This is a genomic window from Pseudomonas sp. Os17 (assembly GCF_001547895.1).
Taxonomy (GTDB): domain Bacteria; phylum Pseudomonadota; class Gammaproteobacteria; order Pseudomonadales; family Pseudomonadaceae; genus Aquipseudomonas.
This window is the reverse complement of sequence record NZ_AP014627.1, coordinates 1,813,143-1,834,952: the sequence shown is the minus strand read 5'-3', so window position 1 is coordinate 1,834,952 and position 21,810 is coordinate 1,813,143. Positions and strand designations below refer to the sequence as shown.

20 protein-coding genes are annotated in these 21,810 nt (G+C 60.7%); all 20 read right to left on the bottom strand.

Annotated elements, in window-relative coordinates; genetic code table 11:
• A complete protein-coding gene (gene fliE, locus POS17_RS08240) occupies window positions 1-327 on the bottom strand; it encodes a flagellar hook-basal body complex protein FliE (RefSeq protein WP_016963157.1) in 327 nt (108 codons plus the stop codon).
• 129 nt (window positions 328-456) lie between these two features.
• Window positions 457-1,863, bottom strand: coding sequence for a sigma-54-dependent transcriptional regulator (locus tag POS17_RS08235; RefSeq protein ID WP_060838143.1), 1,407 nt, complete (start codon window positions 1,861-1,863; stop codon window positions 457-459).
• 5 nt (window positions 1,864-1,868) lie between these two features.
• Complete coding sequence (locus POS17_RS08230; protein ID WP_060838142.1) at window positions 1,869-3,080, bottom strand: sensor histidine kinase; 1,212 nt, start codon at window positions 3,078-3,080, stop codon at window positions 1,869-1,871.
• A gap of 110 nt (window positions 3,081-3,190) precedes the next feature.
• Window positions 3,191-4,666 carry a sigma-54 dependent transcriptional regulator gene (locus POS17_RS08225; RefSeq protein ID WP_016963152.1) on the bottom strand — a complete coding sequence of 492 codons (1,476 nt, stop codon included), beginning with the start codon at window positions 4,664-4,666 and terminating at the stop codon, window positions 3,191-3,193.
• A gap of 171 nt (window positions 4,667-4,837) precedes the next feature.
• Window positions 4,838-5,134 (bottom strand): hypothetical protein, encoded by a 297-nt coding sequence (locus POS17_RS08220; protein WP_060838141.1) that lies wholly within the window; start codon window positions 5,132-5,134, stop codon window positions 4,838-4,840.
• 11 nt (window positions 5,135-5,145) lie between these two features.
• Entirely contained in the window at window positions 5,146-5,541 is a 396-nt protein-coding gene (gene fliS, locus POS17_RS08215; protein WP_060838140.1) for a flagellar export chaperone FliS, read from the bottom strand.
• Window positions 5,542-5,669: 128 nt separating this feature from the next.
• Window positions 5,670-7,109: a flagellar filament capping protein FliD gene (gene fliD, locus POS17_RS08210; RefSeq protein WP_060838139.1), complete on the bottom strand. Its 1,440-nt coding sequence runs from the start codon at window positions 7,107-7,109 to the stop codon at window positions 5,670-5,672.
• 82 nt (window positions 7,110-7,191) lie between these two features.
• A complete protein-coding gene (locus POS17_RS08205) occupies window positions 7,192-7,563 on the bottom strand; it encodes a flagellar protein FlaG (RefSeq protein WP_060841896.1) in 372 nt (123 codons plus the stop codon).
• 73 nt (window positions 7,564-7,636) lie between these two features.
• A complete protein-coding gene (locus tag POS17_RS08200) occupies window positions 7,637-8,488 on the bottom strand; it encodes a flagellin domain-containing protein (protein ID WP_060838138.1) in 852 nt (283 codons plus the stop codon).
• A 232-nt stretch (window positions 8,489-8,720) separates the two neighbouring features.
• Window positions 8,721-8,990: a hypothetical protein gene (locus tag POS17_RS08195; protein WP_060838137.1), complete on the bottom strand. Its 270-nt coding sequence runs from the start codon at window positions 8,988-8,990 to the stop codon at window positions 8,721-8,723.
• The gene (locus POS17_RS08190) at window positions 8,987-10,273 is read right to left on the bottom strand and encodes a motility associated factor glycosyltransferase family protein (RefSeq protein ID WP_060838136.1); all 1,287 of its coding nucleotides are present in this window, start codon (window positions 10,271-10,273) and stop codon (window positions 8,987-8,989) included. The genes POS17_RS08195 and POS17_RS08190 overlap by 4 nt, the downstream gene beginning before the upstream one ends.
• Window positions 10,274-10,355: 82 nt before the next feature.
• Window positions 10,356-11,282, bottom strand: a complete 927-nt coding sequence (locus tag POS17_RS08185) for a ketoacyl-ACP synthase III (RefSeq protein WP_060838135.1) — start codon at window positions 11,280-11,282, stop codon at window positions 10,356-10,358.
• 231 nt (window positions 11,283-11,513) lie between these two features.
• The gene (pseI, locus tag POS17_RS08180; RefSeq protein WP_060838134.1) at window positions 11,514-12,566 is read right to left on the bottom strand and encodes a pseudaminic acid synthase; all 1,053 of its coding nucleotides are present in this window, start codon (window positions 12,564-12,566) and stop codon (window positions 11,514-11,516) included.
• The gene (gene pseG, locus POS17_RS08175) at window positions 12,559-14,064 is read right to left on the bottom strand and encodes a UDP-2,4-diacetamido-2,4,6-trideoxy-beta-L-altropyranose hydrolase (protein ID WP_060838133.1); all 1,506 of its coding nucleotides are present in this window, start codon (window positions 14,062-14,064) and stop codon (window positions 12,559-12,561) included. Before pseG ends, pseI begins: the two co-directional genes overlap by 8 nt.
• Window positions 14,061-14,768, bottom strand: a complete 708-nt coding sequence (gene pseF / locus POS17_RS08170; protein WP_060838132.1) for a pseudaminic acid cytidylyltransferase — start codon at window positions 14,766-14,768, stop codon at window positions 14,061-14,063. The genes pseG and pseF overlap by 4 nt, the downstream gene beginning before the upstream one ends.
• A 110-nt stretch (window positions 14,769-14,878) precedes the next feature.
• Entirely contained in the window at window positions 14,879-16,048 is a 1,170-nt protein-coding gene (gene pseC / locus POS17_RS08165) for a UDP-4-amino-4,6-dideoxy-N-acetyl-beta-L-altrosamine transaminase (RefSeq protein ID WP_060838131.1), read from the bottom strand.
• A 94-nt stretch (window positions 16,049-16,142) separates the two neighbouring features.
• Window positions 16,143-19,079 carry a TIGR00180 family glycosyltransferase gene (locus POS17_RS08160; protein WP_060838130.1) on the bottom strand — a complete coding sequence of 979 codons (2,937 nt, stop codon included), beginning with the start codon at window positions 19,077-19,079 and terminating at the stop codon, window positions 16,143-16,145.
• A 51-nt stretch (window positions 19,080-19,130) separates the two neighbouring features.
• A complete protein-coding gene (locus tag POS17_RS08155) occupies window positions 19,131-19,868 on the bottom strand; it encodes a cephalosporin hydroxylase family protein (protein ID WP_060838129.1) in 738 nt (245 codons plus the stop codon).
• A 20-nt stretch (window positions 19,869-19,888) separates the two neighbouring features.
• Entirely contained in the window at window positions 19,889-20,959 is a 1,071-nt protein-coding gene (locus POS17_RS08150; RefSeq protein WP_060838128.1) for a class I SAM-dependent methyltransferase, read from the bottom strand.
• Complete coding sequence (locus tag POS17_RS08145; protein WP_060841895.1) at window positions 20,949-21,806, bottom strand: NAD-dependent epimerase/dehydratase family protein; 858 nt, start codon at window positions 21,804-21,806, stop codon at window positions 20,949-20,951. The genes POS17_RS08150 and POS17_RS08145 overlap by 11 nt, the downstream gene beginning before the upstream one ends.
• Window positions 21,807-21,810 lie beyond the last annotated feature (4 nt).

Here is a 21,810-nt window from a genome sequence, read left to right as displayed (position 1 = left end):
TTAAACCGGCATCTGCATGATGTCTTGATACGCTTGAACCAGCTTGTTGCGCACCTGGGTCAAAGCTTGAAAAGACACGCTGGCCTTTTGCGAGGAAATCATCACGTCAGTCAGGTCGACGCCGCTTTTACCAATTTCAAAAGCGCTGGCCAGCTGATTGGAAGCCTGCTGAGTGTCATTGACCTTGTTCACGGCCTGACCAAGCATGTCAGCGAAGCTACTGCCGCCGACTTCTGCCACTGCGGCGGATTTAGGCTGCGACATCGCGTCCATCTGCATGGCCCGCATATCCAGCATCAACCGATTAAATTCAACACCTTGGCTCATGGTCTACTCTCTCTGACGACCCGCAATTTTTTGACACTCACTGTGCGGTTAGTGAGGTGTTAGCAACAAGGGTGCCAGCTCCATGGCCTTGCGCGACAAAAGCCTGTCCGAGGCTTCGTCCATGAACGATCAAGTGGCAAACAGATAGGCTTCGACATCCATTCCGGCGTCACGCATCTGCGCCAACTTGTAACGCAGGGTGCGCGGACTGATCCCCAATCGCTCCGCCGCCTCCTTGCGCCGCCCGCGCTCGGAACGCAAGGTATCGATGATCATCTGGAATTCCCGACGCCGTAGATCGTCGCCCAGGCCGCCCGACTCCTGGGGCGCACCCTCCCCGGCATTGACCAGACCGCGCGGCGCCGACTGACCGGCCACCGGCAAGGCCGGCAGCGGCGCACAGGCAACCGGCCCGGCCAGACAGAAGTCCTCCGGCTGGATCAACCCCCCTTGCTGCAGGATCAGGGCTCGCTGCAAGGCGTTGTCCAGTTCGCGAACGTTGCCCGGCCAGGGATAGGCCAGCAGGCAGGCCTGAGCCTCGGCAGAGAGTCTGGCGGCGGCATGCTTCATTTTATTGACGTGCTTGGCCAACAATCGCTCGGCCAGCGGCAGGATATCGGCGGTCCGCTCGCGCAGCGGGCGCCATGCCAGGGGAAAGACCGACAGGCGATAGTACAAATCCTCACGGAAGCGCCCGGCCGCCACCTCCCCCGCCAGATCGCGGTTGGTGGTGGCCACCACCCGGATATCCAGGGTGATGGGCTTGCGGGCGCCGACCCGCTCCACCTCGCGCTCCTGCAAGACCCGCAGCAACTTGGCCTGCAGCCCCAGGGGCATTTCGGAGATTTCATCCAGAAGAATGGTGCCGCCATCGGCCTGCTCGAACTTGCCGGGCTGGGCCGCAATGGCACCGGTAAAGGATCCTTTCTCATGCCCGAACAGGGTGGCTTCAAGCATGTTGTCGGGAATCGCTGCGCAGTTGATGGCAATGAACGGCTGGCTGGCCCGATGGGAATGCTGATGGATATAGCGCGCCAGCACTTCCTTGCCAGTGCCGGACTCGCCGGAGATCAGCACCGTGGAATCACTGCGAGCCACGCGCGCGGCCAACTCCAGCAACTGGGCACTGGCCGGCTCGAAAGCCACCGGCCCTTCCCCGTCAGCCGCCCCCAGGCAGCCTAGGGCATGACGAGCCACCAGTTCCAGCAACGCCTTGGGCTCGAAGGGCTTGACCAGATAATCGGCAGCCCCCTGGCGCATGGCCTCCACGGCACGCTCGACGGCGCCGTGGGCGGTCATCAGCAACACCGGCAATTGCGGTTGCCGGGCACGCAACAGCCCCAGCAACTGATGGCCATCCATACCCGGCATGTTCACATCGCTGACCACCAGGCTGAAGGACTCGACGGCTACCGCTTCCAGCGCCTCTTCCGCGCTGCCAACCGCCTTGTAGTCATGACCGGCCAGCAGCAGGGTATCTGCAAGGGCCTCGCGCAAAGCACGATCGTCTTCAACCAGTAGAACCTTGATTGCCATTAACTTCACTCCACTCCATGAGCACTGGAGAACAGAGGCAGTGTCACCAGCGCACAAGTACCGCGCCCAGGACGCGAACGCAGGGATAATTCTCCCTGATGAGCCCGGGCCACCGCCTTGACCACCGTCAGGCCGAGCCCGGTGCCGTTGGCCTTGGTGGTGAAAAACGGCTCGCCCAAGCGCTCCAGAACCGCAGCGTCAATTCCGCTGCCACTGTCACTGATACACAACCTGAGGCTGTCACCCCGGGTATACAGATGCACCTTGAGTCGCGCCGCGCCAGCACTGGCCTGCACGGCGTTTTCGATCAGATTGAGCAAGGCGCCGACCAGGGTGTCGCGGTTGCACAGCAACTCCCCTTGATGACTGTCACACTGCCAGCGCACGGCAACGTCCTGGACATGGGTCTGGGCCGCGGCCTGCAACGACTGCAGCAGCGACTTGGGGGACAGGCGATCGGTCAAGGGCAATTCGCCACGGGCGAATACCAGCATGTCGCGCACCTGATGCTCCAGCTCATGCAAGCGCTCTTTGAGCCGCCCAGCGAAACGCTGATGAGTGGCCACTGGCAACTCCTGTTCGGTGAGGTGGCTGGCATACAGCAAGGCTGCCGAAAGAGGGGTGCGAATCTGGTGTGCCAGGGAGGCGACCATCTTGCCCAGGGAGGACAGGCGCTCGTGACGAGCCAGTTGATCCTGCAGATGACGGGTTTCAGTCAAGTCGTTGAGCAACACCAGTTGCCCGGGCTCGGCATCCAGCGAACGGGTAGCAATCGACAGGCGCCGACCGTCGCGCAGGGAAATTTCATGACCGTCGTCCTCGCGGGGCGCAAAGCTGCGGGCAATGATGTTGCGCCACAACTCCCCTTCCAGAGGCAAACCTAAAAGATCACAGGCCGCCGGGTTGGCTTCACTGACGATACCCTGGCCATCGATGACGATAACGCCGCCCGGCAACAGGTCGAGAAGGTTCTGCAGACGGTTGGCCAGACGCTCTTTTTCCGCCAGCTCCTGCATGCGCTGGGCGCTGACCACGGCCAACTCGCCCTTGAGCTCGGTCACCCTGGCCTCAAGCATGCTGTAGGAGTCAGTAAGTTGGCTCGACATCTGGTTGAACAAGGCGAAGGCCTGCTCAAGACCCTGCCGGCTTGCCTGCTCTACGGACGACGATGGCCCCGGCGCATCGGGGACAGGAGACATCTGGGCGGCTTGGGGCATCGTGCTCTCTCGCTTGGCTGACCGTCAGTTAAACGGAACGTTACAAGAGACTTAGCAATACCCGTGCCTAAAAAAAACCACCCAGTTTTCAACGACTTGAAAAACAGGCGTCAATCATCCGCCTGTTCATCACCTTCACGACGGCTCATGCCGTACTTGCGCATCTTCTCCACCAGCGTCGTGCGACGGATGCGCAGACGCTCGGCGGCACGCGCCACGATGCCATTGGCGTCGTCCAGGGCTTGCTGGATCAACCCCTGCTCCAGGCTACCGAGGTAATCCTTCAGGTCCAGGCCTTCCGGCGGCAACATGGCGGTGGCGGCGAAGTCCGGGGCATGACCATTGATCGCTACCCGCTCTTCCAGATCGCTACGCAAGCTATCCACCAGCTGCTCGTCTTCATCATCGACGTAGCGGAACTTCTTGGGCAGCTCGACCACACCGATCACCCCGTATGGATGCATGATCGCCATGCGCTCCACCAGGTTGGCCAGCTCTCGGACGTTGCCCGGCCAGCCATGCCTGCACAGCGACATGATGGCGGCGGAATTGAAACGAATCGAACCGCGCTTCTCGTGCTCCATGCGCGAAATCAATTCATTCATCAGCAGCGGAATATCTTCCACCCGCTCGCGCAGCGGCGCCATCTCGATAGGGAACACGTTGAGGCGGTAGTACAAATCCTCACGGAAGGTCCCGACCTCGATCATGCTTTCCAGGTTTTTGTGGGTGGCGGCAATGATCCGCACATCGACACCCTGGGTCTTGTTGCTCCCCACACGCTCGAAGGTCCGCTCCTGCAGCACCCGCAGCAGCTTGACCTGCATCGGCAATGGCATATCGCCAATTTCATCGAGGAACAGAGTGCCGCCATTGGCCAATTCGAAGCGACCGGCGCGACTGGTAATGGCCCCGGTGAAAGCCCCCTTCTCGTGACCGAACAATTCGCTTTCCAACAGCTCGGCAGGGATGGCTCCGCAATTGACCGGAACGAAAGGCGCATCACGGCGCTTGGAGTGATAGTGCAGATTGCGCGCCACCACTTCCTTGCCGGTTCCCGACTCCCCAAGGATCAACACACTGGCGTCGGTATCCGCGACCTGCTGCATCATCTGCCGCACGTGCTGGATTGCGCGACTGGTGCCTACCAGGCTACGGAACAGGTTGGGCTCGCGATGACGGCCGCGCTCGCGGGCCTGATCGTACATTTCACGATAGACCTGGGCGCGGTGCAGGGAATCAAGCAACTTGCTGTAGCTGGGCGGCATTTCCAGGGTGGAAAGCACTCGACGCCGCTGGTCTTCCGGCAAATCAATGGAAGAATTTTCGCCCATTAGCAAAACCGGAAGGAACTCATCCCAGGTTGAGAGTGTCTTTAGCAGACCCAGAAGCGCGCCCGGAGCATTTACGGTCCCAATGAGGACGCAAATTACTTCACGACTTGACGACAAAGAGCCGACAGCCTGCTGCCAGTCATGGCTACCGCAGGGTAAATTTTCTTCGCCGAGAAAATTTAAAATCACCGCCAGGTCGCGGCGGCGCACGCTATCGTCATCGATCAGCAGAATTTTGGTTTCACGCCACATGCAATAGCAACTTCCCTAGTCAACTCAATGCCCAGAATAAGGGGCAAGCTAGACGCGCTTGTAGGCATTTTCTGCCTTATAGACGCCTGAAATCTGAAAACAGCCACTAGTTAAGTCAAAAATGCGTGCACAGTCAAATTTATGGCGCGCAACGTTCGGATTAACTCAACATTAACCGAACAAATGGTAAACCTTTGCCGCGCTCTGCGCTTGAGTGATCTGCGACATCTCGTCGACTATCGCCTGACGCTCGCCGGTCGCCACCTCAAGCAGCTGTCGGTAAACCCCCAACAACTCCTCCAGATTGTCACGCAAAGCGACCTCATCGACCTGAGCTTCGCTGAGCACGTCCTCCATGCACGAACGACAAGCCAGATCCAACTCACCAATGGCTTGCCAATTGCGCTCAGCAAGGGCGTCGACCAATGCCTCGCGGGTTTCTTCGATACGTTGCAGGACAGCGCTCATGGTGTTCCTCCTCAGAACTGCGGACCCGGCGCAGCGATGGCATCCCAGCCCTCTTTGACCGTACGCAGCAGACCAGCAACCTCATCAAGGATCTTCGGATCAGTCTTGATATTGGCTTCAGTCAGACGCTTCATCATGTAGGTATAAAGACTGTCCAGATCCCCCAGAGTATCCATGGAGTTTTCCAGGTCCAGGCCCTCACGCAAGCCACCGATAATGCCAATGGCCTTGCTGATGAACACGCCCTTGTTGGCGATATCCTTGCGCTCCATCGCACCCTTGGCCTGAGCGATACGATCCAGGCCGCCTTCCATCAACATCTGCACCAGACGATGTGGACTGGCTTCGGAGGTCTGCGCCTGCGCACCGACCTTCTGATACTGCCGAAGGGCTAACATCGGATTCATGTGATACCTCTTCAAAACTCAAGGGTTCGTATAAGCATTGTATCGACGCAACGTCAAAAAACTTTAGGCCAAATACAAAAGCCCGGAGCGTTGAAAAACGCTGCCGGGCTTTGGGCACAGGCCAGATATTAACCTTTCTTTTGTGCGTTCAACGCTTCGAACATCGACGTGATGTTACTGGCGGTGGCCTTCAACTTGCCCACCAGAGTATCCATGTCGTTGTACTTCTTGGTCAGTACTGCCGTCAGTGTTGCCACTCGACGATCCAAAGCATCCTGTTGATCGCTGAGCTTTTTCTTGGTGATATCCAGAGTCTTGGTCCGAGTGGTCAGAATCCCCTCGGTCATGCTGCCTACACCCTGAGTGAACGGCTTGATAGCGGAAGTCATGCGATCGAGCAACCCCGGATTGGTGCCGTCGCCCGAAAACAGCTTCTGCACTTCGCCACCAAGCTTCTTATCGGTCATGGCGACAGTGAATTTTTTATCGTCGAAATCCAGCGCACCAGTCTTCTGGTTGGTGGTAATCCCCAACTGCGCCAGGACGGTGAGCTTGTCGCCCGCCCCAACCTGTGACAACGGCTCACGAATGGCCGCCAGAATCGAACGAGGCAGAGCGTCACCGGTCAACTGAGCCGGGACCGTCAGCTTGCCATTGTCATCCAAAGAGGGCTTAGTCAGGGTCGAAATACCATTGGCCACAGCGTTATAGGCATCGACAAACTTCTGAATTGAAGTCTTCAGACCTTCAGTATTGGTCGCAACGGTGATAGTGATCGGCTTATCGGTCTTGGCCAACAAGTTGAGCTTGAGACCGGAAACAGCCTGAGTGACGGTGTTGGTCTTGCTGGTCAGTTGCATGCCATCGATACTAAAAACCGCATCCCTGGCCACCCCACCAATGTTGCCCGAAGCGGCGGCTCCAGTCCCCATAGACTGGGTGCCATCAACTTCCAACCCAGCGATACCACTGACAGAAATATCAGAGCCCGCACCGGTCTTGTCAGAGCCGATCACCAGACGCGAACCGAACGAGTCAGTCACAATGTTGGCACTGATTCCGGACATGGCCATCTTGGAGTCGGCATTGATCGAGTCACGCACCGACTGCAATGTCGCATTCGCGCCGATTGTCAGCGGATAGTTAATGCCATTTTGAGTGATGTTCAACGTACCACTCGGAATGGCACTGGTATTTCCTCCGGCAAAAGCCTTACTGGCCACTTTTGACGAAGTTGCAAGATCGGTCACCTCAACAGTGTACTTGCCAGCCACCGCATAGTTGTCGGCTGTGGCATCCACGATTTTACTGTCGGTGGAGGTCGCCGCAAAACCGGCAAAGGAAGGATTGACCGAGCTTCCGAGCCCTGTGACCGACAGGGTGCTCTGAAAAGTCGACAACAGCGATTGCAAGGTTCCGATACCGGAGATACTCGCGCTGTTGTTGGTAGTTGCACGGTCGATCTGACCCTGCTTGGCCGCTTTGTCAGCCGCAACCAACGCCTTGACGATAGCACCGGTATCGAGGCCGGAACCCAGACCGGTACCCGGTAGAATTGGACTTGCCATGTGTTTCTCCCTTCAGTGTGCCGCCGATCTTTTGACCACTACAACGTCCAAAAGAACATAGCAACAAATTTCATGCCAGCTATCAGACTTTCGCGCTAAACAGCAGACTGCTGGCGTCATTCAAGCTATTGGCCAATCTCAGCACTTCCTCGTTGGGGATCTGACGAACCACCTCACCCGAATCACTGGCAATGACCTTGACCACAACCTGACCGGAGGGCTCGTCGATCGAGAACTCCAGGTTACGCTTGACCGACTGGACGAATTTCTCGATTTCCTGAACGGCCATCTTCAACTTATCTTGCTCAGCCTGCGCATCTTTCTTGCCGTCATGGCTAGCAGTTTCAACCACAGCAGGCACCACCTCTCGAGGCTTCTCCACGGGCTTGTCAGCAACTGGCGTTACCGGCTTGGCCGTTGGATAAGACAAGTTCAGCTTCACGCTCATATCCATGTCCATCACCTCTTAAAGTAAAAAAGCGAGAGAGCACGACCAGCGCACTCCCCCGCCAAAGCTTAGCCAGCTATTACTGAAGCAGTTTCAGTACAGCGGACGGCAGTTGGTTGGCCTGGGCCAGAACTGCGGTCGAAGCTTGTTGCAGAGTCTGCTGCTTGGTCAGCTGGGCAGTTTCAGCAGCGAAGTCGGTATCTTGTACGCGACCCAGTGCAGCACTGGCGTTTTCGTTGATGTTCTGCAGGTTGGAGATGGTGCTGGTCAGACGGTTCTGGGCAGCACCGAGGTCGGCACGGCTGGAGTTGATGGTCTGCAGCGCCTTGTCGATAGCGTCCATTGCAGCTTTGGTGCTGGCTTCAGCAGTGGTGCTGTCAGTACCGGTGATGGCGATGGTCGCCGAACCCACGCTCAGGGTTGCAGCGTCGAAGCCGCTGGCCAAAGTGATGGTGATCTGGTTGGTAGCGCCAGTGTTGGAACCTACCTGGAAGGTCATGGTGCCAGCAGTACCGTCGATCAGGTTCTTGCCGTTCAGGTTGGTCGACTTGGCGATACGAGTCAGCTCGTCCGACATCTGAGCAAATTCTTTGTTCAGAGCAACACGGTCTTGAGTACCGTTGGAGTCGTTTCGCGACTGAACTGCCAGTTCACGCATACGCTGCAGGATGTTGGTGGACTCTTGCATCGCGCCTTCAGCGGTCTGGGCGATGGAGATACCGTCGTTGGCGTTTTTGATTGCCATGGTCTGACCACGGATCTGCGAGGTCATACGGGTAGCGATCTGCAGGCCGGCGGCGTCGTCTTTTGCACTGTTGATTTTCAGGCCGGAAGACAGGCGAGTCATCGAAGTCGACAGAGCGTCGGAAGCGCGGTTCAGGTTCTTCTGAACGTTCAACGACGTGACGTTAGTGTTTACTGTTAAAGCCATGACGAATTCCTCGTTGGTTGGGTACTGCGGCTTCCGGCCCTGGCAACCGCCGGGTAATGGCCTAGAGAACCTTCGTAATAGTTATCGTCGGTAATGCAAGTTGCTTTAGGGCTTTTTCAAAAATATTTGCCATCACCCTGCCACCCCTTGAAAAACAAGGGGTTAAACCCTTGTCCAACTAAAAAATGACGCCAGAAAAACCCCACCAAAACCCGCCTGATGCGCCTAATCCTCAATCTCCAAATGCCATGGACAGCCACTCCACCAACTCGTACTCCAGGTAGTCGGCCAGGCCCAGCCAATCCTGCGCCTCCTGACACTTGAGCATCAGACTCAGCAACCCGGACCACTCCTGCTGAACCGCCAGAGGGGCAACATCGACCAGGCCTTGCACCGGGTCGAACAGCTCGATCATGTTCACCGCCGCTTCGACCTCCCGTCCCAGGCGGAACAGATCGGCAACCTCCCGGGCACGGGCGATCAGAGACTCAAGCCGGCTCATTGGACAAAATCCTCATGGAAGGTGGTGCCCGCGATCATGGCGCCGCTGCGACTGGTATTGAAAAACCTGACCTCGGGCTGACTCTGGATGTAGCGCTCCAACTCGCACAGGTAGCTGCGGAAATTGAGCTGGGTCTTGACTCGCTGCCCGTTGCCGTCCAGCACCCAATGCTTGGCGGCCTTGAGTTGCGGCCCCAGGTCGCCGTCCTGCCAGCCGGCATGGGTTCGATCCATCGGAAAGGCAAAATCCGCACCGAACAACGTGATCCGCCGCCCTCCCATCTTCACCGCCAGGTCCACCGCGGGATGGATCACGCTGCCTCCGGCATGCAACTGCGCCTTAGGCCATCGCTGACGCAAAGACGCAAAGACCGGGCTGGCCGAGTAAGCGACGTAACGTGGCCCCTGCCAGCCTTCAAGCACCCGCGGATCCGCCAGAGGCATGTACACGAGGGTCGTGCTGGCACTGTCCTGAGCCGGAAGATGCCGGCTGGAAATACGCTGATCGATACTCACCACCACATCCGGCTGAATGCCGTGGCGCTGCAGGGGCTGATACGCGGTGTCGACACAGATCAGCAACGGTCGTTGCGGCCGTTCGCGCAATGCCCGCAAGGCTGCAAAATGCTGCTCCAGGCTCGGACCGGTCGCGATCACAAAAACCTCGCGCCCGCTATCGCGGCCAAACAACTCGGCGACATCGGCATCAGCCCGCACCCACGGCTCGACGGCAGCCAGGCGCTCGGCGACACCCGCCTCCTCGGTGAACAGGCGGTTGTTGAACGTCACATGAGTCTCACTGACCAATCGGTCGCGAATCTTCGCGCTGTAATCATCGGCCAGCACCAACTCGGACGGCAGGGCAAAGAATGGCAGCTGAATCTCCGACAGGTCGCCGGCGTAGAGCAGCTCGACCCGCGGATCGGCCAACCAGAACTGCTGATCGAGCAACTGCAGCACCAGCTTGAACAGCGCGCCGTTGAGAATATGCACGTAAAGTCGCGTCAGCCCCGGTCGCTCAAGCAACGCCAGTTGCAGATCCCCCAGGCCGCAGCCATACAGATGCAGGACAGGCGCCTCGGGCAGACTGGCCGCCTGAGTACGAGCCTCGCGAGTGCGATCATGACGGCTGGTGAGCTGGATACCGGCGACGCTCAGGGTCGACCCCAGGCCTTCCACCAGATCCGCCTGCAATACGGCACTGTCCTCAGCCAACAGCCGCTCCAGCAGCGCCGGCCAGCGCTCCCTCAGTACCTGGGCATTGTGTTCCAAGCTATCGCTCATGCTGCCTCGCCTATCACTCGCGCAAAAAAATAGCGCTCAAGATTACACCTTGAGCGCTACATGTACCGCCGGGAACGGGAACTCAGGCGCGATAGATGATCGCCGAGCCCCAGGACAGGCCAACGCCAAAGCCACTCAAGGCCACGCGCTTCCAGCTGGAATCGAACATGTGTTTTTCCAGCAACAGCGGAATGCTCGAGGAAACCGTATTACCGGTTTCCACCATGTCCTTGATGAACTTGTCCGGATCGCCCTCAAAGCGCCGGGCCACGGCGTCGACAATGGCCGCACTGCCCTGGTGAATGCAGAACGCATCGATATCGTCCGGCTGCAAGCCCGACTCGGCCAGCAACTCATGCAGATGCGCCGGCACCTTGAGCAACGCGAAGTTGAACACCTGACGACCGTTCATGAAGAACACGCCATCGCTGACCTTCAGGTGCGGAGCGCCGGAACCGTCGGTGCCGAACTTGGCCTTGCCCAACTGCCAGGTCGCGCCCTCGCCCAGCCAGGTGGCAGTGGCGGCATCGCCGAACAGCATGGTGGTGTTGCGATCTTCGGGATCGACGATCTTCGAATAGGGATCGGCGGTGACCAACAGGCCGTTTTTCAGGCCCGCAGCTTCCATGAAGCCCTTGATGGCATAGATACCGTAGACATACCCGGAACAGCCCAGGGAGATATCGAAAGCCGCGACGGTAGTCGGCAGGCCCAATTTGTCCTGCACGATCGCGGCGGTGTGGGGCAACCCTTCCTCGTCTCCGTTCTGGGTGACCACGATCAATACGTCGATGGCTTCGCGCTTGAGCTCCGGGTTACTGGCGAACAGGGCATTGACCGCTTCGACACACAGATCGGAAGTCTCTTGCCCGGCGTCTTTGCGCGGCAGAAAAGCAGAACCGATCTTGCCCAGGATGAAGTCTTCATCCTTGGCGAATTTTGCACCTTGTGCGTAATTGTCCACGCCGGCTACAGGCACGTAGCTCGCAATGCTTTTTATGCCAATCATTACGGCTTCCCAATAATAAACAGCTCAATACCCCCGCTCAGTCACTGAGCAGGGGCTGCCGAAAGAAACACAGATACTTGCGCCGAACACAACGGCATCGGGAAGAACAAAGGGCTATCACGGGTCCTGTCACGCAGGGCTGGCGCCATCTTCCCGGGCAATACAATACAGTGAAGATGCACGTTATGACTCACAGGTCACGCCATTTTGCCGAATCAGCTACACAAAGGCCTATTCGACGAATGCCCAGTCCAGTGCGGTGCCGCGCTTGAGTACCTTCCGCGCGCGGCGGCCGAGCAGCGCGTCGTAGTGCTTGGGAGCCAGCCCCAGCCCGGGACGGATCGCCCGCAGGTTGTCGGCGCTGAACAGCTCTCCGGCCTGCATGTCCCGGGTGACATACAGCGACCGGCGGTACATCAGCGACTGCTTTTCCGCCTGGGTAGCGCCATAGCGCACCTGCCCCATGGCTTGCCAGGCACGCTCGGTCTCTACCACCAGACTGGCCAACTCCCCCGGCTCCAGGGAAAAACTGGCGTCGACCCCACCGGCCGAACGGTCCAGGGTGAAGTGCTTTTCGATCACCGTCGCTCCCAGGGCCACCGCCGCCACCGATACGCCAACCCCCATGCTGTGGTCGGACAGCCCCACTTCACAGCCGAACAGCTCCCGCAGGTGGGGAATGGTCAGCAGGTTGCTGTTGGCCGGTGATGCCGGATAGGTGCTGGTGCACTTGAGCAGCACCAGATCCCGGCAACCGGCCTGGCGCGCGGCCCGGACACTTTCGTCCAGCTCGGCGATGCTGGCCATGCCGGTGGAGATGATCAGCGGCTTGCCGGTGGCGGCGACCCGACGAATCAAGGGCAGGTCGGTGTTTTCAAAACTGGCGATCTTGTAGGCCGGGACGTCGAGGCTCTCGAGAAAATCCACCGCGCTCTCGTCGAACGGAGTGGAAAACGCCAGCATGCCCAGCTCCCGCGCCCGGGCGAAGATCGGCGCGTGCCACTCCCAGGGCGTATGGGCGCGTTGATAAAGGTCATAGAGGGATGAACCGGCCCAGAGACTGTCCGGGTCCTTGATGAAGAACTCGCCCTGATCCAGATCCAGGGTCATGGTATCGGCGGTGTAGGTCTGCAACTTCAGGGCATGGGCACCGGCCCGGGCCGCGGCCTCGACGATCTGCAGGGCCACCTCCAGCGACTGATTATGGTTGCCGCTCATCTCGGCGATGATCAGCGGCGCCGCACCGGCGCCTACAGAGCGCGAGCCGATCTTGAAACTAGTCATCCAGAGATTCCTTCAATACACGGGTGAATTCGCAGGGTGCCTGGCGGTAGCCGGCGCGGCGAAACAACGCCAGTGAAACCTGGTTTTCTGCCAACACACGGGCCCCCAGGCGTTGCACATCGGGCCAATGGCGCATCAGGCATGCCTCGCCCTGCTCCAGCAACGCAGCCCCCCAGCCCAGGCCCAGGCGCTCGGCAAACAGGTAGATCGACACCTCGGCCTGCACGCCTTGGCGGTCATAGCGCAGCACCCCCACCGGCCCCTCGGGCACTTGCGCAATCAGCAACAAACGCTGCGGATCCTTCAGACAAGCCTCCAGCCAGCGCAGATGGTCCGGCCACTCAAGCGTCCCGGGCTGCTGTGACCAACACCGGACAAGCTCGGCATTGCGCCCGTCGAACAGCAGGCGGGCATCATCCAGGGTCGCCGGACGCAAGCGCAGCGCGGCGGTGAACAAAGCCGCTGCCACGCGTTGCACGCCACGGCCATCCACCAGTTCACGGGCCCGCCGGGCCAGGCTCTGACGCAACCATGGATTGTCCAGCAGCAGGCTCACCGCCTGACGCACCTGCTCCACACTGACCTGCTCACAAGGCCCCAGATACAAGTGGGCACCGGTTTCGGCCAGCAAGCGCGCATTGAGCTCCTGGTTGCCGGCCACGGTGATGCACAGCGTGGGCACACCCAGCACCGCGCGCTCCCAACTGGTACCGCCCCCGGCGCCCAGGCACAGATCGGCCTCGGCCAGCAGAGCGGCAAAATTCTTCACATAGCTGTGCAGGCGCCAGTGCGGCCGCTCGGCGGCCAGGGCCTGCATGGCCTGCCAGTCCGGGTTGCCGCTGCCGGCGACGAAATCCACCTGCAACTGATGGAAATCCGCCAGCGCCAACATCGCCTTATGGGTCTGACCGGCGGCATCGAAGCCACCGAAGTTCACCAGCATCCGCCGCGGCTGGGGACGAATCGGGACCGCGGGACGTCGGAACTCTTCGCGCAGCAAGGCGAAATGCGGGCCGAACAGGGTCCGGCAGCGCTCGTCATGCAACCCGGCATAGGCCTGGGCGCTGCCGCTGAAATTCTGGTCCAGCAACAGGTCCACGGCATGCCTGCGGTTGGCCAGATCGTCGATGGCGGCGATCCTCGGCGCCCACTGCCGAGCCGCACTCTGCCATTGATGATCAAGGCCGTAATGGTCCACCAGCACCCAATCGAAGGCTGCTTGAGTGGCCAGCGCCTGCTGCAATGCGGCGATGTCCGCCTGCCAGGGCAAGGGCGTCTCGATCCCCAGTTCGGGATGCTCGTCGGCATAGCGATCCGGCAATTCAAAGGTCTGGAACCCCTCGGCCTGCAGCGCCTCCAGGCGATGCCCGGGCAGACGCCGACAGGCGAATGCCACGCTGGCGCCCTGGCGGCGCAGCTCCTGGGCCAGGGTCAGGCAGCGAGCCACATGGCCACTGCCGATGGCCGGCGAGGCGTCGGCGCGGATCAGCAGCCTCACTCCAGCTCTCCCCCGGCCTTGAGCGCGGCATACAGGTATTCAGCGCGGCGCCAGTCCTCTTCGGTATCGATGTCCTGCACCAGATGCCGGGGCAGGATCACCGGCAGGCTGCGAGGCGAGAACAGCACCTCGCCCTGCAGCCAGGCCTGGCTCCGGCCCCAATAGAACTGCGCCGCATCCTGATAGGCCGCGGGCAGATCCTGGGAGCGGCTTTGACGAAACTGCGGATACAGCGCATCGAGCGCCCCTTGCTCATCGAGGATCAACGCCCGCTGCACGGGAAAGCCGAAACCGCACACCGAAAAGGCGAATCCCTTGTCCGGGCGTCGCATCAACATCTCCAGCCCCTGACGCAGATAACGTGCCTGCAGCAAGGGCGCCGTGGCATAGATGCAACAGGCGTACTCGTATTCCCGCCCCTGTTCCCGCAACGCCTGCAAGGCATGGACAATCACCGCCGCAGTGCCAGTGAAGTCATCCGCCAGGGCCGGCGGCCGGATGAAGGGCACCTCGGCCCCACAGGCGAGCGCCAGCTCCGCGATCTCGGGGTCATCGGTACTGACCACCACCTGCCGGAACAACCCGCAGCTCAGCGCCTTGTCGATGGAGCGCGCGAGCATCGGCACGCCATCGAAGGCCTTGAGGTTCTTGCGGGCAATACGCTTGCTGCCGCCTCGGGCTGGAATCAACGCCACGCAACTCACCGGTGTCTCTCCACATTGCAAACACCGATCTCAGGCACACAACCTGGGCGAACAGCAACAGTCTCGGTGCCTTGTAACACGCCCCCGAAAATAGCCCTCACGAACATCGTTCACTCCAGAATCCGTTGCAGGTGCGCCACCACTTCATCCTGCAGCTCATCGGTCAATTCGGGGAACAGGGGCAGACTAAGGGCTTCGAGGAAATAGCGTTCTGCCTCAGGGAAATCTCCCTCGGCAAAACCTTGCTCCTGGTAATACGGCTGCAGGTGCACCGGGATGTAGTGCAGATTCACCCCCAGGCCCGCTGCACGCAACTGCTCGAATACCTGCTTCTGTGTCAGCTGGATACGACTCAGATCCAGGCGCACCACATACAGATGCCAGGCAGAGTCGGCACCTTCCTGCGCCACCGGCAAGGTCAGTGGCAAGTCGGCCAACAGCACTTGATAGCGTGCCGCCAGCTCACGACGCCGGGCCACGAACTCGTCGAGCCTGGCCATCTGCGAGAGTCCGAGCGCCGCGTGCAGATCGGTCATCCGGTAGTTGAATCCCAGCTCAAGCTGCTGGTAATACCACAGGCCCTTTTCCGGGACCTGCATCAGCGCCGGATCACTGCTGATGCCATGACTGCGCAAGCGTCGCAGGCGCTCAGCCAACTCCGGCCTGTTGGTCAGCACCATCCCGCCTTCGGCGCTGGTGATGATCTTCACCGGGTGAAAACTGAAGATAGTCATCGTCGCATGGGCTCCGGAGCCCACGGGACGCCCCAGATACGAAGCCCCCACGGCGTGCGCCGCATCTTCGATCAAGACAAAGCCATAACGATCGGCAAGCTGGGCGATAACCCGCAAATTGGCACTCTGCCCGGCAAACGCGACAGCCACCACCACCTTCGGCAAAGTGCCATTACGTTCGGCGTTCTCGAGCTTTTGCGCCAACAGATCCGCATCCATGTTCCAGGTATGCGGATCGATGTCGACAAAGTCCACTTGCGCGCCACAGTAACGCGCGCAATTAGCCGAGGCGACAAAGGTATTGGGGCTGGTCCAGAGAACATCGCCCTGTCCCAGCCCCGCCGCCAGGCAGGCGATATGCAGCGCGGCCGTGGCATTGCACACCGCAACGGCGTGCCCTGCCTGGCAGTAATCGGCCAGAGCCCGCTCAAAACGCTCGACAGTCGGCCCCTGGGTCAGCCAGGGAGACTGGAGCACCTGCACCACTGCATCGATGTCAGCCTGATTGATGCTCTGGCAACCATAGGGAATCCGGTAGGGCATCATGATCCACTCCTTCTGCAAGCAGGCGTTAGGCGCTGATACGCCAAGCGCGCAACCAATGGGCGACTGAGCATGCTTGAATCCTTAGAAACAGCGATCAATGGGAAAATATCTGCAGCCAATCTACAGGTGCCGCTGCAACCAGGACAAAGCCCTTGCCGCTCAACGCCAGGTTCTGGTTATAGGCACTATCCTGGGCAAAGCGCGCCGCCCATTTGTCTTGCAGCGCCGCGGCCGCCTGCGGGTGTTGCGGCAAAGTCCCCGGATGCTGCACCTGGGCCTGGGGCGTCAGCACCGTGAGGTAACCGGCATCGGCGACTTTCAGGCACAGGTCGACATCGGCGAAGGCTTGGTCGAAATGCTCTTCGTCCAGTCCGCCCACCGCCTCGAACAGCGCCTTGGCGATCATCAGGCAGGCACCGGACACCGCCGAGTAGTTCTTCTCCACCCACAGGCTGTTCATGTAGCCCGCCGCGTCCTTGGCCTCGCCGGCGAAGGCGGCGCCCAGGTGGCCGTCGAAGCCCAGGATCAGGCCGGCCTGAGTGGTCATGCCCCTCTCGTTCACCAGCTTGGCGCCGACAATCCCGACTTCCGGACGCTGGGCCTGGTTGAGCAGACTCTCGATCCAGTTGGCGTTGACCACTTCACCCTCGGCCGAGAGCAGCACCAGGTACTCGCCCCGTGCTTCCCGGCAAGCCATGTTGAACAAGGCCGAAGCGCTCAGGCGCCGGTCGCTGCGCAACACACGAATACGCTCGCCGCGGCCTTCAAGGCTGGTCAGCCAACTGTCGAGCTCGGCACTCTGACTGTGGTTTTCGGCGATCAGCACTTCATAGCGCTGGTAGCGGGTGCGCTGCAGGACGCTGACCAGGCAGCGTTGCAACTCGGCGAAATTGTCCTGGCTGGGCAGAATGATCGATACCAGCGGTCGCTCGGCGTGCTGATACTCGATCTGGTAAGTGCCCGGCTGCGCTGAGCCAACCTGAGCGCGATAACCTCGTGCGGCCAGGTGCCGGGTCAGCACCTGCCGCTCTTCGGTCTCTGCCTTGTCCCCAGGGGCCTGACAAATCAACAATGGCTCGGCCAGGTGGGCCAGGCCGGCCAGACCGCCGTCCTGGATCAGGCGCAGCAGCAGGTCCAGCTCCAGCGCCTGTTTGAGTTCTCGGGAGAAACCACCGGCCCGCAGCACCGTCTCGCGGTCCAGCAGCCAATGCCGGGCCATCAGCGCCGGCGTGCCTTGCAATTGATCGAGGTTGACCCCGGGGCGGAACACTGAAGTCAAGGTGGCATCGGCACGGCGCTGGATCTCGTCCATGGCCACAGCCCGAATACCTTCGGCGCCGAGCAACTCCAGGCTCGCCCGCAGCAGGCCGCTGGCGGTGAACTGATCACCGGCCTCGGCCAACAACACCCAGTCGGCGCGAGACTGGGCCATGGCCTGATTGATGCGCTCGACGTAGTTGTTTTCCGTGACTTTGATGAAGTGCAAGGTGTCCTGGGCCGTGGTGGTGGCCGGCAGCTCGCCCGTGGTGAACACCACCAGTTTGAACGCCTTGTAATGGCCGGCCAGCAGACTGTCGAGCGTAGCCTGCAACTTGACCAGATCAGCGTCCAGGTCCAGCAACAGGATCTGCACCTGCGGGCCTCCGGCATGACGCGCCAGGTGCGCAGCGATGGCACTCAGTTGTGCCGGCTCCGGAGTACGGGCCTCGAGCCATTTGAGCAAGCGTCCCGACTCGGTCGCGTCGAACAGGGCACGACTGTCTACCCCTGGCACCGACGCCAGGCGCTCGGCCCAGGCCTGCAGCTTGCGCGCCTCCTCGGGCTCTTCGCTGTCCTGCATCGACTCCGCCAGGCGCTTGACCACCTCGCGGTTGAACAGGTTCAGGGTCAGCGCTTCCCACAACCGGGCGCGCAGGCTTTGCGGCGTGTCATTGGGATGGACCCGCATCAACTCTTCCTGACGCAGCAACACGCCCTCCAGCTCCTTGAGCTGCAGGCGCCCGGTGGGCATGGCGTGCATGAGGAATTCCAACTCAGTCAGCAGATCGAACATCGGCTGGTTGTAGAACGGCATCTCGACGAACTGCTCGGGACCGAAGGAGCGTACCGGCTCGGCTCCAACCTCGACCCAGGCCGAACGAAAGATCGCCGTCCCCTTGAGGGAGCGTCCGCTGAGCAGGCAGTCGGCCATGGCGGTGAAACTGTCCAGGGCGATCTGCTTCACCTGCTCGGGGTCCCGGTCACTGAAACCGGTGGGCAGCGAGGCGAGGAATTCGGCGAACGCCTCACGCTGGGCCACCGATTGCGCGTCCTTGTAGGTCAGCACCGTCAGCACATTGGTGTTGTGCTCCGAGGCCCCGTAGTTGGCCTCGCGCACGGCAAACGGAATCGGCAGGATCCGCGCCTTGGCACAAGCCAGCAGGAAGAAGGAGTGACCGATTTCCTGCCATTCGAAACTCACCCCCGGTGGCAACAGCTCATACCACTGGCGCAGCAGGTCGGTGCGGGTCACCGCATAGAACGGCGGCAGGAAATGCCCCATGAAATTCATCACCCGGTCCTGGGCATCATCGGCGCCATAGTCCTCCATGACCCGGCGATCACGGCGGTAGTAATTGGTTTCCGAAGCCCGGGCCAGGTACATCATCCCGTAGCCGTGGCACAGTCCGTAGTCGGGATGGGCCTCAAGAAACTCCAGGGAGCTGGTCAGCGCATCATGGAGGAGAAAATCGTCATCAGCAGCGAACGCCATGTAGGGCGTAGTCACCAGGCTCATGCCGTAGGTCAGCTTGTCCTGCAAGCCCTTGTAGCCGAACTGCGGCAGATGCCGGTAGTCGACCCGAGGGTAGAGTTGCGACAGCGACTCGTCCGCCTCCAGCGACGAATCCAGTACCAGGATCGAGCACGGATAGGTGCTGTAATACTGCAAGGTGCGCCGCATGAACGCTTTGCGGTTGTGGGACAGCAGCACAAGGGTGAAACGCTCACTCAGGGGTGCTTTGTCATTCATTGCTTTGTCTCCAACCCACATAGGTACTTCCCCACAACCGGCCAAACGCCTTAAACCTGCAACCATTGATAGTTAACGAACCCGACGCAGGTAACCGTCCGGTGCCACGGTGATCAGCAACTTGTTCTGCATCTGGTAGTCGATCTCGAAATCGCGGTTCTCCTCCAGATAGGCCCAGACCGCGGTTTTCGGGTTGTCGCCCGGGCCCCACGGACGGTCCGGGAAGAACTCCGGCGGCATGTCCTCGACCACGGTGTCCATGACCACGCAGTAGCTGTCGACCGACACCAGCGGCGCATACAGGCGCAGCTCTTCGAGCACGTGCTCGTGGGTGTGGTTGGAGTCCAGGACCAGGATCACCTTCTTGCCCGCCGCCGCGGCCCGCACCTGCTCGGCAATGGCCGGATCGATGCTCGAACCTTCGATCATGCGGATGCGCTTGCTCATCGGATGCTGCTCGATGGCTTCGCGGTTGTGCGGGCGGATATCCAGGTCGATGCCCAGCACTTCGCCATGGCCCTGCAGCTCCAGCAGCGAGGCGTAGTAGATGATCGAACCGCCATGGGCGATGCCGCATTCGATCACCAAGTCCGGCTTGACCCGCCAGATGATCTCCTGCATCGCCATCATGTCCTGGGGCAGCTGGATGATCGGCCGGCCCATCCAGGAAAAGTGATAGCTGTACTTGTGCGCCGCGGACTCATTGAAAAAATCGCGGGCCAGGCCCTTGAGCTTTTCATCCTGGCCCTGGGCGCTGATCTGCGCCTGGCATTCTTGTTCAAAGGCTTGAATGACGTTGTGCTCGGTCATATTCGGTTCTCAATGGCAAATTAGCTGAACGAAGCGCTATCGACGGCGTGATAGACGTAACGGCCGTCGGTCATGCGCTTGATTTCTTCGAGGTAGTTGGAATTCATCACGAACAGGTTGGCGCCCGCCGGCAGAGCCTCCATGGCTTCCTGGGGCGAGGACACGCGCATGCCGCTGAGCGGCAGGTAGCGGCCCTGTTTGGCCGGGTTGATATCGACGACCTGATCCACTGCGACACCGGCACGCTGCAGGAACAGCGAATAGATCACGCCCTTGGAAGAGGCGCCCCAGATCCCGGCGGCGGTGTGCGGCGCCGACTGGATGATGCGCTTGGCACACTCGATGCTGGCGGTGAAATCCGCCGGCATCCGCAACGGCTGCAGCGGCGCCGGCAACGCCGACTGCAAGCTGCCCAGGTCCGCCACCACGTACAGGTACTGGCCGCCAAACAGATGCCCGGCTTCATGCACTGTGCCGAACATGCGCTGCAGGTCTTGGAGACGGAAGTAATTGACGTGCTCATAGAACACATCGAACCAGGCGCGATGCTCAAGGATCCAGTCGAAACACGGCACTTCGATGTAGATCTGCCCACCCTGGTTGGCATCGGCAATCTCTGCCAGAAAGGCCAGCGGGTCGGCAATATGCTCCAGCACATGACGCAGCACGATGGCCTCGGCCGCCAGCCCCAGGCCACGGGTGAACGGCGCCTTGATCACCTCGGGATTGGTCCCCTCATAGGCCGGGTCGATGCCGGTGATGGCATAGCCCTCGCTGCGCAGCAGCTCGAGGAAATAGCCCTTGCCGCAACCGACCTCGATCAGCTCACGCCCCTTGAAGTGGCGGGCGATGATGCCCTCCACGTCCATCAGGTGCTGCTGGAACTGCGCCGAGTGAGCCTGCTCGTTCTGATAGTCGCTGTCGTAGCTGAGCTTGTCGGCATCGAAGGCCTGATTGAAGATCAGCCCGCTCTGCAGGTCCTGCACCAGCACGATATCCGCAGACGCCGAGGCACGGGCACTCTGGGCATCGGCGAAGGTGCGGTTCTGCAGCACCGGCAAATCGGCGACCCGATACAACTCATGCGCCATGTTCGGCTCCTGTTATGTGCAGCAGGCGCTGGTTCAAGCCCCAGAACGCCATGGGTTCGTAGTCCGGGTACGGGTAATGCCCCAGGTTCAGGCGGATCGCCGCACCGCGCTGAGCGATACGCTGCTCCACCAGGGAGCGCACGGATACCGGCCGACCACTGGAGCAATTGACCACTCCGGAAAATCCGCGCTGGTCGAGCAGCGCCGCCAGGTGGCCGGCGGCGGCCTCGATGGCCAGGTAGTCCCGCAGTTGTTCGCCGCCGGACATATTGAAAACCTCGTCACCGGCATCGATCGCTCGGTCCAGCGCCGCCAGCAGGCTCTTGGGGTTCTGCCCCGGGCCATGCAGGTAGAACAGCCGTGCCCACTGCAAACTGAAGGGCAGCTGCTGCTGCAGGGCTTGCAGAAACAGGTGCAGGCTGTGCTTGGCCAAACCGTAGGGATTGCTCGGGCGCGCCTCGATCTCTTCACCCAGCGGCCCGCTCTGCATGCCGTACTCGAAGCAGGTGCCGGTGACCAGCACCTGGCTCACCCCGGCCTCGACCACGGCCTTGATAAAGCGGTAGTCGGCCATCAGGTTGTGTTCCAGATGAAACAGTGCCTGATAGTTGGGCAGCCCCGGCCAGGCCAGATGGGCCAAGGCATCGACGCCTTCCACCAAGGCCGCGACATCGAGCTGCGGGGCGTGCACGTCCAGGGCGCGAAACTCCACCGCGTCGAACCAGGGCAACTGCCGCGCCTTGTCCGCATCCCGCGCCAGCGCACGCACGCGGCATCCCCGGGCCAGCAAGGCCGCGACCAGATGCCGACCGACAAAGCCGGTGGCGCCGGTGACCAGCACCGTCATGCCC